General features: G+C 63.1%; 18 protein-coding genes. 6 read left to right on the forward strand and 12 right to left on the reverse strand.

Annotation, left to right across the window (positions count from 1 at the left end; all coding sequences use genetic code 11):
• Positions 1 to 2: 2 nt before the first annotated feature.
• The 3 genes from FHU13_RS26500 to FHU13_RS26510 form a co-directional block, all read right to left on the reverse strand.
• A complete protein-coding gene (locus tag FHU13_RS26500; protein WP_183438813.1) occupies positions 3 to 566 on the reverse strand; it encodes a hypothetical protein in 564 nt (187 codons plus the stop codon).
• Positions 567 to 756: 190 nt separating this feature from the next.
• The gene (locus tag FHU13_RS26505; RefSeq protein ID WP_409518539.1) at positions 757 to 1,407 is read right to left on the reverse strand and encodes a TIGR02594 family protein; all 651 of its coding nucleotides are present in this window, start codon (positions 1,405 to 1,407) and stop codon (positions 757 to 759) included.
• Between the two features lie 58 nt (positions 1,408 to 1,465).
• Positions 1,466 to 1,750 carry a hypothetical protein gene (locus tag FHU13_RS26510; RefSeq protein WP_183438814.1) on the reverse strand — a complete coding sequence of 95 codons (285 nt, stop codon included), beginning with the start codon at positions 1,748 to 1,750 and terminating at the stop codon, positions 1,466 to 1,468.
• 684 nt (positions 1,751 to 2,434) lie between these two features.
• On the opposite strand from FHU13_RS26510, the gene FHU13_RS26515 reads away from it, so the two are divergent.
• Positions 2,435 to 3,127, forward strand: a complete 693-nt coding sequence (locus tag FHU13_RS26515; protein WP_183438815.1) for a hypothetical protein — start codon at positions 2,435 to 2,437, stop codon at positions 3,125 to 3,127.
• A gap of 80 nt (positions 3,128 to 3,207) precedes the next feature.
• Here FHU13_RS26515 and FHU13_RS26520 read toward each other — a convergent pair whose 3' ends face one another.
• From FHU13_RS26520 to FHU13_RS26530, 3 genes are read right to left on the reverse strand one after another with little or no spacing between them, the layout of a single operon-like run.
• Complete coding sequence (locus FHU13_RS26520; protein ID WP_183438816.1) at positions 3,208 to 3,543, reverse strand: HNH endonuclease signature motif containing protein; 336 nt, start codon at positions 3,541 to 3,543, stop codon at positions 3,208 to 3,210.
• A gap of 8 nt (positions 3,544 to 3,551) precedes the next feature.
• A complete protein-coding gene (locus tag FHU13_RS26525) occupies positions 3,552 to 3,809 on the reverse strand; it encodes a hypothetical protein (RefSeq protein WP_183438817.1) in 258 nt (85 codons plus the stop codon).
• 24 nt (positions 3,810 to 3,833) lie between these two features.
• The gene (locus FHU13_RS26530; protein WP_183438818.1) at positions 3,834 to 4,589 is read right to left on the reverse strand and encodes a phage antirepressor KilAC domain-containing protein; all 756 of its coding nucleotides are present in this window, start codon (positions 4,587 to 4,589) and stop codon (positions 3,834 to 3,836) included.
• A gap of 140 nt (positions 4,590 to 4,729) precedes the next feature.
• Here FHU13_RS26530 and FHU13_RS26535 point away from each other — a divergent pair, with 140 nt between their 5' ends.
• Complete coding sequence (locus FHU13_RS26535) at positions 4,730 to 5,245, forward strand: hypothetical protein (RefSeq protein ID WP_183438819.1); 516 nt, start codon at positions 4,730 to 4,732, stop codon at positions 5,243 to 5,245.
• 22 nt (positions 5,246 to 5,267) lie between these two features.
• Positions 5,268 to 5,489 carry a hypothetical protein gene (locus FHU13_RS26540; protein WP_183438820.1) on the forward strand — a complete coding sequence of 74 codons (222 nt, stop codon included), beginning with the start codon at positions 5,268 to 5,270 and terminating at the stop codon, positions 5,487 to 5,489.
• On the opposite strand, the gene FHU13_RS26545 is transcribed toward FHU13_RS26540, so the two are convergent.
• The 3 genes from FHU13_RS26545 to FHU13_RS26555 form a co-directional block, all read right to left on the reverse strand.
• On the reverse strand, positions 5,486 to 5,698 hold the full coding sequence (locus FHU13_RS26545; protein WP_183438821.1) for a DNA-binding protein: 213 nt from the start codon (positions 5,696 to 5,698) through the stop codon (positions 5,486 to 5,488). The genes FHU13_RS26540 and FHU13_RS26545 overlap by 4 nt on opposite strands.
• Positions 5,699 to 5,875: 177 nt before the next feature.
• Positions 5,876 to 6,745 (reverse strand): phage portal protein, encoded by an 870-nt coding sequence (locus FHU13_RS26550; protein ID WP_246714900.1) that lies wholly within the window; start codon positions 6,743 to 6,745, stop codon positions 5,876 to 5,878.
• 19 nt (positions 6,746 to 6,764) lie between these two features.
• Positions 6,765 to 7,283: a terminase TerL endonuclease subunit gene (locus FHU13_RS26555; RefSeq protein WP_409518540.1), complete on the reverse strand. Its 519-nt coding sequence runs from the start codon at positions 7,281 to 7,283 to the stop codon at positions 6,765 to 6,767.
• A 103-nt stretch (positions 7,284 to 7,386) separates the two neighbouring features.
• On the opposite strand from FHU13_RS26555, the gene FHU13_RS26560 reads away from it, so the two are divergent.
• The 3 genes from FHU13_RS26560 to FHU13_RS26570 all read left to right on the forward strand — a co-directional run bounded on the left by FHU13_RS26560 (position 7,387) and on the right by FHU13_RS26570 (position 9,420).
• Entirely contained in the window at positions 7,387 to 8,109 is a 723-nt protein-coding gene (locus FHU13_RS26560; RefSeq protein WP_183438822.1) for a nucleotide disphospho-sugar-binding domain-containing protein, read from the forward strand.
• Between the two features lie 66 nt (positions 8,110 to 8,175).
• Positions 8,176 to 8,757: a GNAT family N-acetyltransferase gene (locus FHU13_RS26565; protein WP_210287869.1), complete on the forward strand. Its 582-nt coding sequence runs from the start codon at positions 8,176 to 8,178 to the stop codon at positions 8,755 to 8,757.
• Between the two features lie 255 nt (positions 8,758 to 9,012).
• Entirely contained in the window at positions 9,013 to 9,420 is a 408-nt protein-coding gene (locus FHU13_RS26570; protein WP_183438823.1) for a VOC family protein, read from the forward strand.
• Between the two features lie 463 nt (positions 9,421 to 9,883).
• Here FHU13_RS26570 and FHU13_RS26575 read toward each other — a convergent pair whose 3' ends face one another.
• From FHU13_RS26575 to FHU13_RS26585, 3 genes are all read right to left on the reverse strand, one after another.
• Positions 9,884 to 10,999 carry a calcium-binding protein gene (locus tag FHU13_RS26575; RefSeq protein ID WP_183438824.1) on the reverse strand — a complete coding sequence of 372 codons (1,116 nt, stop codon included), beginning with the start codon at positions 10,997 to 10,999 and terminating at the stop codon, positions 9,884 to 9,886.
• A 192-nt stretch (positions 11,000 to 11,191) separates the two neighbouring features.
• Positions 11,192 to 11,719 carry a transcription termination/antitermination protein NusG gene (locus FHU13_RS26580; RefSeq protein ID WP_183438825.1) on the reverse strand — a complete coding sequence of 176 codons (528 nt, stop codon included), beginning with the start codon at positions 11,717 to 11,719 and terminating at the stop codon, positions 11,192 to 11,194.
• 160 nt (positions 11,720 to 11,879) lie between these two features.
• Positions 11,880 to 12,221, reverse strand: a 342-nt coding sequence (locus FHU13_RS26585) for a toprim domain-containing protein (RefSeq protein WP_183438826.1), incomplete at its 5' end; no start/stop codon positions are given.

Consider the following 12,221-nt stretch of genomic DNA (forward strand, 5'->3'; position numbering starts at 1 on the left):
GCCTATCGCCGGGTCATCTCGTCCATGCGGCGCAGCTCGTCGGCGTCCACCGTGCCGGTGCTGATCTGCTCCTGCGCCGGGATGAGCACGGCCTGCTCGCTGGCGTGCTCGTCGAGATCGAGCTTGCGGAACATGCGGGCCGCGATGCCATCGGCGCCGCCGGCCGCCTTGATGACGGCGGGCGGCGCGGTGTCGATGACGTACTGCGTGTCCTTGGCGATCACCGGCTTGGCGACGTTGACCGATAGCGTCTTGCCCTTGGCTGCGTCCTGCACCGCATTCAGGCCGAAGCCGACGCCTGCCTTGAGCATCATCTCGACGCGCTTCTGCGTCAGGAACAGGGCCGCCCACGGATAGACCTTGCGGATGGCCTGGATGATGTAGGCCGCGATGATCGGCAGGAGGATGGTGAGGATCGGCTCGCGCAGGGAAACGGCGAGCGCGACGAGCCAGTCGCCCCACGGGATCAGCACGGGCTTGTCGCCGACGGTGGCGACCTCGGCGGCGAGAGCGGGAGACGCGACACAGGCGAGCGCCAGCGCCGCGAGCAGAAGCACACGGGTCATGGTGGTGGTCCTGATGGTGGGAATGCGCAGCGGACCCGGCCGGCTCGGGAAAATTTTTCTAAAGCAAGGGGTCAAGGCGCCTTGCCTGAAGAATAAAGCCACCGCATGGTCACTAACAGCCGCGCTGATTCTATCAGGCCGGCGATTAGTGGATCGGCCCAAATGCCCCCAAGTGGCCGGCCCGCTAATCTCACGCCTCGCTCACGCCCGAGCGCGCTCCCGCGATCGTCGCCGGCAGCGGCATGTCGGCCGGCCAGCGGAATGCGGTGAACTCCTTACGCGGGAAGGCGGCGATGCTCCACACGTCGCCCTGGTTGCCGCCGAGCAGGAAGATCTGGCTCGTGTTGGCGCCGACGACGAAGCCGACATGGCCCTGCCAGGACGAGTTGCCCCGCTTCTTCGTGGCGACCGCACCGAGGGCCGGCTCCTTCAGCCCGACACCCCACGCTTCGTACGAGCGCGCCGCAAGGCTACCGGAGGGCTTGTGACCGGCCCGCTTCAGCATGGCGCCGACGGCCGCAGCGCACCACGCAACCGAGTCCTGCTTGATGCCGGAGAAGCCCGCATCGGCGAAGAGCTGCACGACGCGGGGGTTATTCGCCGCACCGGCGCCTTCGCGGATGCCGAGCTCACCCTCAGCCAGAACAAGCCAGCCGGGCTTCTCGGGCGCCTCGCGCCGCTCGCTGATGTCGGCCTTCTGCAGGGCGGCCTGCGTCTTCGGCCCAGCGATGCCATCAGGCACTAGGCCGGCAGCGCACTGGAACGCGGTCACGGCCGCGATCGTGAGCGGCCCGGCATCGCCGTCCGCAAGGTGCCTCGTCGAAGCCGCCCCGTGCCACACGGTGACGGCAGAGCCGATCGAGAACGCCTATCAACCTAGCGGCAGGCCATGTGTTCCGTCAATGGTTCGGGAGGCTGGCGCGGAGACGAGCCACAGCCGCTTCGGCCTGGATCTCGGGCGCGGCGTTCGCCAGGGCGGCGCCAGCGGTCAGCAGTCGAACCGCTGTCCTGCCCGCGCCCTCCACGTCGAAGCAGAGCGCCGCCGCAACAGCCAGGGCGGCCTCGGCCACCTCTGCCGGTGGCAATCCGCGCTCGACCATGGCCTTCAGCGTGTCGCGCACCTCGGCCTGCATCGGCTCGTCGCGCAGGTCTTCGTTCAACGACGCGTAGTCGTCTCGGGACATCGGTACTTCTCCGGTGGCGGGGGTGGATGGCATGCGCTCGCGGCCCGCGGTGCGGGCGACACGGCCCGGCACACGCAGGTGCGGAGTTGCTGCGCACTGAGTGCGGAGTTTCGAGGCGGAGGTTAGCGGAGCGGGCGGCCGGTGCAGACCTTAGCCGACCTTAGGCACCGCAGAGGCCAAAACGCTGAGGCGAAAGGGCTTTCTAGCGGTCGGGGCGCGCTGAAAACCTTGTGAAAAATCGGCAGGCGGCGGCCGAGACCGCAGAACTCCGCACCCCTGCAAAACCTCTAGGGCAGCAAAAATCTGCGAATGGGACCCTATGCGATGCCGACCCCCTGGCTCCGTAAGGTTTGGAGCCCCCCCGCTCGACGATCCGACGATCCGACGAACCAGCCTAGCGGTATCGCCACTTTCCGACTTCCTCGGAAAATCGCGGCGTCCACTGGAAGACGACCTACGTCAAAGATTTCGATAGCTAGGAGGCAACATACGACACGCACGGAACTCCAATACGTAGACCTGCTTTGCGCTTCGGGTTGCAGCAGAAACAGATCTTCGTCGATTGATTGACTTTTTGTGGGTACCTGCCGGATGCGCACGCTGCCATGCACATGACGAGAGAATAAGCACTCTGAGATGGAGCGTCCGATGTCGTCGAGAAGGCTTCGCTTAGGCTGGGCTTTTATGATCGCTGCGCTGGCCCTCTTTGCGTACGGGCTGACTACGGTCACTTTGTCGCGCCAGCCTCAAACGTGGAGCAGATGGCTTCCGGAGCCCAGCCCCCAGTCCGCAACTAAAGGAAATGCGGCAGCTGAACGCAGTGCAATCCTAGGAAAATTAGATCCTCTAAGTGTCCAGTACAAGTGGCCTGAAAAGCTATTTTATAAGCGCTCTGAGCAAGTCGTGTTCGTGCTGGAAGTTGAGGGAGAGGGAACATCTGAAGTTGCACTGAGTGCTGTACCCGGCTCGAAGGAAAAAGCTAGGGTCGAAGTGGGCCGGTACGTTCAGGCGAAGCTATACGGCGCGGCAGACAAGGTCAAAATCAGCCTGCGCGGCGGCGAAGCTGCTAGCCGTCAGTTTGCTAGATTGAAGAACGTGGAATGGGTTTGGGATGTGGAAGGCCTACAGAGTGGACTTGTCCTGCTCACCATACAACTCACCTCCGATGTCGATCTCGGAGGCAGCCTGGAACCTGTGTACATTAAAAGCTTCAAGAAGCGAATTCCAATCGAGATCACTGTATTGGAAACATGTAAAATTTGGGCCACCGAGGCAATGGAATTCTGGCCATTCCTCACTGCTGCGGGATCGGCGGCCGTGGCGTTTCTTTCTTTTTTCGGCCTGAAGCGAACCACGGGCTCCAAAGTAAACGCGTAAGTTTTGTTGCGAGACCTGAGTGATGGCATCTCAAGCCTACAGTGCTGGCATATTGAGGTCTCATATATCTATAAGTGTTGTCATCGCAGCCCGAGCCGACGCGCCCTCGCATCTACCGTCTTCTGGGTGTGGCACGACCCACACCGCAGGCGGATGTTCGCCTCGTCCAGGCCCGCGCCACCGTCCTGAAGCTCCACGATGTGGTCGCAGTAGATCCGCGTCCCAGTGCGGCCGCAGTCCTCGCACCGCTTGTCCCTCTGCTTCGTCACCCGCTCCCGCAGCGCTCGCCACTCGGGTGATTGGTAGAAGCCCTGCCGGGGCTCGCTGGCCTTCCGGTCCTCCCAGGTGCGGGCCGGTGGCTGGGCCGTGCGGCTGTCGAGCGTGGCGAGGCGGGGGCCGAGCGTCTTCAGGGTCATGGCGAACCTCAGTGCTTCAGGTCGATGGGCGGGCCGTCCGCAAGCTTCTGCTGCGCGGCCTCGTTCAAGCCCTCGATCATGTCGGCGAGGGCGATGGTCCCTTGCGCATCCTCATAGGCATGGAAGCCGGCTAGGAGCGCGGCCGATGCCGCCGCCTCGGGGCTCGTCCGCTTTGCCGCCTCCTCGATCCAAGCGCGGACCTCGATCACGAGGGCGTCGAGAGCCCGGCTTTCCTCGGCCGTGAGGGTTCCGTCGTCGTTCGGCATGGGTCGCTCCTTTGCGATCGTCGGTCAGGCGTCGAGCTGGCGTCCGTGGAGGGCGGCGAGCTTCGCGAGGCCCTTCGGCGTGACGAGCACTTGCATCTTCACCCGGGGCGTGCCGTCCCGGCCGGCGTAGTGGTAGGGGACATGCTCCAAGAGCAGGGCCTGCTCCTTGTCCCGGTAGGCCACCCACGCGTCGGTTCCGGGCCGCCGGTAGATCCAGCGGTGCTCGACCATCCAGCGCGTCAGGGCATCACGGGACATCTTCAGCAGCTTCGCCGTGTCGGTGATGCAGCGGGAGCCCTCTGCGCCTTCCAGCCGGTCGAGCGCCGCGACGCGTTGGCCCTGCGCTGCGATCTGAGCCTGAAGGTGCTGGATCACCTGAAGGACGGTCGCCGGGTCGCCGGGGTTGCCCGCGATCCGGGGCGTCTCGTGCGCCTCTCGCATCCGGTCCCGGACGGCCGTGTTCGCCCACATGTGGAAGTCGTGGCTCAGATACTTCGCGTAGGCGAGGCCGATCTGCCAGTGGCTCCAGGTGCCTCCGCCCCGACCTCGCTCGCCCCTGATAATGCCGTCCTGACCGGCATTAAACGAAGCCTCCACCGCGGCGACGAACTCGATCGTGCCGCCGAGCGCCAGCCAGTCATTCGGGCGCTTGTCCTTCGGTGAGCCGGCCGCCCGCCACATGTCGGTGAGGCTCACGGTCTCGCCGCGGTCGTGGATGGGCTTGCCACCATAGGTGAGCGGCACCAGCGCCCCGGCTCGGGGCTGGGGTGTCTCGGGCATAACCAATTCCTCGTTAAGGCGCGCCGCTGGCATGTTGGCGCCGGCTTGCGATGCGGGGGCGCTCAAGTCGGCAGCTTCTGCCGCGTTGATGCAATGGCCGGCTGTGCTAGGCTTCCCCCCTCGTTTGTTGGGGATTTCAGATGCCAATCACAAACCGCTTTGAGATAAAGAATATCGCGCAGGCCGCTCCAGGCGAATTGTTCACCGCAGATATAGCGGGTCCGTCGCTAGGTATTGCCCTTGAGAGACAAGAAGGCGATCAGCTCGTTGCCGCAGTGCTATTGCGCTCAGGACTTGACGGTTTTCATCCTCTTTGGACACAAATTCGGCCGGAGCAAAGGATTAGAACTTTCGGGAGGGATTGGGTGCTGGATCTTGACTTGGGGCTGTATGCCTATCCCGGCAACACAGATAGGTACGATAACGCCGGAACCATTGCAGTCTCAGATGGCCAAGTTGTGCTGCGAGCAAATGGTGATAGTCCGCGCCCACACTCTCGCCCAGCACGCATCAATCTTGTGGAGTTTAGGTTCAGCGACACCAATCCCATTTCTGAAGACATGACTTGTATCGACAAGTGGGCCATCTGGCTGAACGAGCAAGAGAGGTTGCGGTTGGGAGCAACCCCACTCTTCGAGTTCAAGCCGAAAGAATGAAGCTGCGGCAAACGAGGTGGCCATGACCAAGCCTTGGAGCGACCCGCGCATCCAATGCGTTCAGCAGCGCGCGAACGACTTATGGGAGGCGGAGGCCAGGTATTGGGACGAGGAAGCGATGAAGCTTTTTCGTGAGCAGGAGCAAGTGCGGGACGAGCGCGAGCGCGACGCCCTGAGAGCCGAGGAAGCGCAGTATAAGGATCGTGCCGAGTACTGCCGCAGCCGCATCGGGCAGCCGCTCTAAACTCTCCCCTTTGAGGTGTGGGCGGCTGCCTCGCGCTCGACCAGCCACGCGTTCAGTGTCGAGCGCCGGGCGCAGACGATGCGCCCCATGCGAAAGACCGGGATGCCCTCTGACTTCACCCGGTGCTTCGTCGCATCGGGGCTCATGTGAAGGTGTCGGCCGATGGCCTCATACCCTTGCAACAGGTCGGAATTTTGCTCGTCGCCCATGCTCACCTCTCGTCGCATCCATGTCGCGTTTCATGTCGCGTGCGCCCGCCGCCGCTCGCCGCCTAATGGCGCCCGTTCCAATCTTTTCAGCTACTTAGCTGCCCGTGGCCGTCTTGAGACCTCACCAAAGAAATGGTCGCCCGAGGGCGGAAAATCCATTCAAGTTCAGTGACTTAGCTAAGTATTGGCCTGATTTGCAGCTAGAACCCCGAACCAGCGACAGACGACCTCGACGTTGAAGCCGCGGGTTTCGAGGAGCTGCGCATCCTCGGGCGGCAGCGACAGGCTCTTGAAGTCCCAGCCGCCCTCCAGCAGGGGGACTTTGCCGGTGTTGCGCGCACCCTCGAACTTCTCGACGTAGGCGCGAGCGTCCTTGCGCTGCTCCGGCGTGAGGTAGGCCGGCGCGGTCAGCACGCCGGACGGCCGCATCCCGTTCTTGAAGATGCTACCGGCCGCGCGCTCGGCGCCCATCGCCGTGCCGAGACTATGCCGACCCGCAGCGATGGCCGACATCCCCACCTGTCCATCGAGCGAGAAGCCCTTCAGGTGCAGCACCTGATCTTCGGACAGGACTTGTGTCAGCCCCTGGTAGGTGTGCCGGTAGGTCAGCGTGCCGTCGACCTCGCGCGTGATCTGAACGCGATCCGGCCGCATCGGAATCAGCGCCACGACGCGGTCGTTGGCGCCCCGCACGATCTCAGCAAAGCCGTTGCCCCAGAGCAGCTTGCAGGCGAAGAGCGCCTGCCAGAACTCGACCGCCGTCATCTCGGCGTTCGGCCGGTCGTGCAGCACCCGGTACAGCGGGTGCTCGGGCGCGACGCGGCTGCGACCCTGTCCGTCGCGCTCATAGAGCGGCAGCGGCAGCGTCGCGATGGTCTGCGACACGAGGCGAGCGCAGGCCCAGACGGCATCGAGCGTCAGGGCCGTCTCGACCGTGACGTTCTCGCCAGCGTGGCTCGGCTCGCCGGCCAGCCATGAAACGAGCACTCGATCGGTCAGACCCAAGCCGCGGGCGACCGTCAGCGCCGCCTTGCGGAAAAGGCCCATGCGCAGTCCTGTGGTTCGGTCAGCCGAAGAGCGGGTCAGCCAGGAAACCGGCGAGGTTGGCGTTGGCCGGAGGTTCGGGGTTCGTCACCATCAGCGCTGCAGCGTTGAACAGGCTCATCGCCACGTCGATCTTGGCGTCGCCGGCATTCTGCTTCGTCGCCCGGATCGCGGTCGCGGTGGGCTCGATCTTCAGGTTCGATACGCACCACGTGGCCAATCCGGATCCGGAGTGCCGGAGCGTTCCGTTTGCGAGCTTGCGCTCGGCCGCCTTGATCGCGTGCATGAGGCCGTAGCCTTGAGAGACGCCGATCAGGAGCTTGGCTTCCTGCGTCACCTCGATCTCGGCGAAGGCTTCGATCAACTCGCCCAGACCTGCCGGATCGACACCGACACGGGCGAGCAGACCAGCATCCTTCACCCGCTCGACGATGCCGACGATGGCCTCGATGTCCTTCAGTTCGTCATCGATGATCGTCAGCTCGTCGGCGCCCTCGAACTCTCGCAGCTTGACCGCGATACTCTTGCGCCGCGTCAGCACGCCGATGTGACACCAAGCGTGGGACCAGGCGAGCTAGTCTCGGGTCAGCCTGTCTCGACCGAGCACGGTGAGCTCGAACAGGTCGTCGAGGCCGCCGCCGTCGATGCCGATGCAGACGACCTCGGAGCGTTCGAGTAACAGTCATCGCGCTTCGGTCGGCCTACCGTTGCTCGACAATGTTCGCGATCATGTCTTCACGCGCGGTCCGTGGCTGGCATCGGACCCGGTTCTTAGCCCATGGCTGCCGACCAACCTCGTCGACACCGTGCACACCGGCGCATGGATCTGGCCGGATGACCGGCCTCTCCCGGCCGCCTTGGAGGCGTTCCTCAATGCCGGCGATCCCCCGGTCTATGTCGGTTTCGGCAGCATGGCCATGAGCGCGTCGGAAGACGCCGCCCGCGTCGCCATTGAGGCGGTTCGGGCGCATGGCCGTCGCGTAATCCTCGCCCGTGGTTGGGCTGATCTCGCACCTAGCGACGACGGGCAGGACTGCCTCGCCGTGGGCGAGGTCAATCAGCAGGCGCTGTTTCCTCGGGTTTCTGCTGTCGTGCACCATGGTGGCGCCGGCACGACAACAGCAGCTGCACGCGCCGGCACGCCTCAGCTGGCGGTGCCCCAGGTGGTCGACCAGCCCTATTGGGCCGAGCGTATGGCGAACTTGGGAATCGGTGTCGCACATCACGGACCTGTCCCAACCTTCGAGTCCCTGTCGGTCGGCCTCAGGACAGCGCTCGCTCCGAAGACCCGAGAACGGGCAACAGCCGTCGCCGGTATGATGCGCGCCGACGGGGCGACGGCGGCCGCGAAATTACTTTTCGCCTAAATTCGGGGCGCGCATCTGAATGCTTTCACGCCAGGGTGACCGGCGCATTCACAGGAAAGAACCTACATGGAACCAATGTTGATTGAGCATCCCCGCTTTCTTTTGCGCGACTTAGCCGAGGCGGACCGGGCGGCGTTCCTCGCTTATCAGATGGACCCTCGCTATCTCGCGCTCTACGACTTTGAGGCTTCCGACGTTCGGCGGGCTAGCGAACTATTCGATTTATTTGCGGAATGGCGAGAAACCGAGCCGCGTCGCAATTTCCAGATTGGTATCTTCGATGGACGAAACGGAGAATTGTGCGGCTGCGCTGGGCTTCGTAAGTCGTCAGACGATGCTGCAGTTCTCGGGATCGAACTCGCACCCGAAAAATGGGGCCGCTTCGCGCTGGCTCTCGATGTGGCCGCCGCACTGGTCGAATACGGCTTCAACCAACTGCGGCTAACTACGATCATCGGAGACACCGCGAGCGGCAACAGGCGTGTGGCGAAACTGGCTCGATGGTTCGGCGCGAGGATCATTGCGGAGCGCGAAGGCCCTGAATGGATGCGCGCTCGCGGCTTCAGAGAGGTGGACTGGGCGATCGATCGAGCAGCATGGGAGGACGCACCCAAGCAGAGGCGCCCGAAAAACGGCACCGAGACGTAGCAATGGATCGCGCCACATAAGTGGAGGGCTGCTTCCAGGTGAGCAGCATCGTGCTCGTCACTGCCCCAAACTACGATGCGGACGATCCAATCTGATCGGCAACGGCTCTAGGGTCTTTGGCGAGTGCCCGAATCCGTTGCTGAAAACAAAGAGCAACGTATCCGGGCCGCCTCAATAGCTGGATGTGACGCTATGTGCCTCTTCGGCCAAGTCCGCTACAAGCCTGGGAGATCCGAGCCGAGAGGGGGAGTGGTCATGATCGACCATATGGGCGTCAGCCCGAGAGACATCGAAAGCGCGCGGCGGTTCTATGACGCTGCTCTTGAGCCGCTGGGCATTTCGAAGGTGATGGAGGTCAAGCCTGAACAGTCTGGAGGCTATCACGGCATTGGTTATGGAACAGGCCGAAAGCCGTTCTTCTGGCTGTCCAGAGACAGACGGCGGGCCATTCCGGAAGCGTCGGGCGGAACAGGCATCCACATTGCTTTCGAAGCTAAAAGCCGCGCAGCGGTCGACGCTTTCTATGTCGCGGCAATAGCACATGGCGGTCGCGACAATGGGCCGCCCGGCATCCGGGCTCATTACCATCCTGCTTATTACGCAGCATTCGTGATTGATCCCGATGGGGTCAACGTTGAAGCCGTATGCCAAAGGCCGGAGTGAATTAGAGACTTGCGCCCCTATGCTGACCAGGCGGCTAGGTTATGCGCGGGACCGCTTCCACGTGTCCACCACAGGGATGTCGCTGAAGAAGCGGTCTCCTCTGGCTTCCCTGTCGAGATGCGCCTCAATCTGCCTGCCCGGCACCGCGCCCTGTAGGGCGATCACACCGCCGAACCTGACCCGTCGCCACCGGTAGGTCGGGCGCCAGTTCATCGTGCTATGCAGCGCGCCGCAACGCTGCCACGTTTTCTTAAGAAAACCTCAGATCAGTTGTGCCCAGTAAGGTGAGGCAAAGTCGTTCCCTCTAAGGGCACGCTCTGGAGGACCAGCCTCCAAAGTGGAGAAGCGGTGCAACCGTCCCCGTTGCGGCTTAACGTCGATCCCTAGAGGGGAGAGTACAGCGGCAACTTAGAAGTTATCGCTGTTCCATACATCAGAGGCTGCACGCCAGCAAGAGCTGAACTCACACGATCAATGCGGCGACCTGTTGATGAGTTAAGTCGACACCCTGCAGAACGACAAGCGTCTGGAAATTATCTGCACCACCATCCTTGTCAAAGAGAATTTCCGTCGATCCGTTGACCACGGCAAGCGATAGCCATCCGTCACCGAACGGGTCGACAGACGCGCCCGCTTTCGCGAGCAATCCCGACAAATCCAGCTTGTCCTTGGATGCGACCGAGAAGTCGGTGATGGTGTCGGCGCTCATCATATCTAGTTGCACGAGGTCGCCGTAGACGAAGCGATCCGCTCCCGCGCCCCCGGTCATCACATTCTGATAGGCGCCACTCTCCAGCGTGTCGTGTCCATCGCCGCCATCGAGGATGTTGTGTCCCCGGCTTGCAATGACATCGTTGCCTGCGCCGCCGTAGAACTGGCTCGAAACGTAGCGATCATAGCCCCCCGTGAGGTGATCGTTGCCCTCGCCGCCGTCGACGACTGCGCGCCCGACGTCGACCGAAATAGTGTCGTTGCCGGCATCGCCGTAGACGTAGGTGGTAGATTTGGCAGAACCGATCGAGATCGCATCGTTGCCGTTACCACCGTGGATCGTGCCCAGCGCATTGCCGATTCTGATGCTATCGTTGCCATCGTCGCCCGACAGTGTGCCGCTCGACATCGTGTTAATGTCGAACCTATCCTGACCGTCTCCACCCTCTAGATAGCTCGCCTGAAGGAAGTCGAAGGTGAAGCTGTCGCGACCGGCGTCGCCGTGCAAGTTCAGGCGGAAGCTGTAGTACCCTGAACCCGTGAAGCTGTCGTCGCCTGATCCACCGAACGCCTCGATCTTTTCCAGCGGGCCGCGCGGCCCCGGTGTCAGCAGAACGAACTGGTCGTTACCACTCTCTCCGTACAGAAAGTCGCCGCTGCCACCGGTCAACGTGTCTCGCCCACTGCCTCCCCAAAGGACGTCGGTGCCATCGCCACCATCGAGGAGATCATCGCCGGATCCACCGTACAAGGTATCGTTCCCAGCGTCGCCAGTAAGACCGTCGTTGCCGCCTCGCCCGTAGATGATGTCGTCATCAGGCGTGCCAAGGAGGGTATCTGCCTGATTGGTTCCGTTGATCGTCGGCATGGCTTGCGCCTTCACTGCAAGGCTTCGGACACAGAATGTTTACCGCCTAGCCCCAAGTTTTCGCAGGCGCGCTTCGGGATTAGATCAAGATGGATTTCAATCGATCATTATTTCCAAGATATAAAGACGCCCGGCTAAGCGTCACGTCGCAACTAACCAAAGAAGCTAGGTCGAGCAGCTCGTTTCGAGTGGTCAGATCGCTGAGACCCGTGCGATTTCGAGCGTGAGTTTAGAGGCCCGCCCGAAGATGCTCATGGCCACGCGAATGCGGTCGTTCGGCAGCATCGCATCTACGACAGCCGGGAAGCCCGCGAATGGCCCCTCGCGCACCAGCACGCTCTGCCCGACGCTGACGCCCGTCGGACGGACTATCTCAGCCTCGGCGAGCTTGTCGACGAGCCGCTGGAGTTCGGCGGGATCGAGCCGAGCAGGGCGCATGATCAGAGACGCGATGTTCCCCTCGGGACCGCCCTCTGGCTCCGGATGCGAGACGATCTCCGCCACGCCGGCCTGTGAGCGCGCTTGGTCAAGGTGGATTGCATCCCGAACTCCGATGAACACCGTGCGCATCAGCAGGAGCGTGGAGCGGACCGCGCGGCGGCCGCGGCGCACGACCACCTCGGAGGTGCGTGGCAGATACCAGTCGACCTGAACCTCCTCCAGCGCCTTGAGCGCCCGCTCGCCCATGCGGGGCAAGGTGCGGGCGATATGCCAGGACAAGGCTGGATCAATGTGTGCCGCCGTAGCTCCGCGCACGGGCGTCGTGGCGCTCGTTGTGGCTGTCCGCACACCCGTGGCCCGCCGCTCAGCCCTGCGCTGCTTACGCGCTCGCTCACGCTGCTTCTTGCCCGCTCGGTTCATGCTGTTCTCCGTTCTGACCTCAGGCCACCATCCCGATCCGGCGGACTCTCTTCGTGTCGCGTTCGGCGCTCAGCACGTCGGCCCAATCGCTGCCAATCCGAGGCGGCAGCTGGACGCGAACTCTCCGGTCTCTGACTGCGAGGCGATGTGCTAGGGCGTAGGCCGCCGCTTGCCCGCCGAAGGCAGGATCGGCATCGCCGAACACCACGATCTCACGCGCGCAGTCCGGCGGCTGCCACTTGGCGAGCATCGTCGAGTTCGTTGCCGCCCAGACCGGCATGTTGAACAGGCGAGCAGCCGCGAGCGCCGTCTCGATGCCTTCCGCGATCCCTAGCCTCTCCGACGGGGGAACAGGCGGATC

Source organism: Methylobacterium sp. R2-1 (assembly GCF_014191355.1).
Classification (GTDB): Bacteria; Pseudomonadota; Alphaproteobacteria; order Rhizobiales; family Beijerinckiaceae; genus Methylobacterium.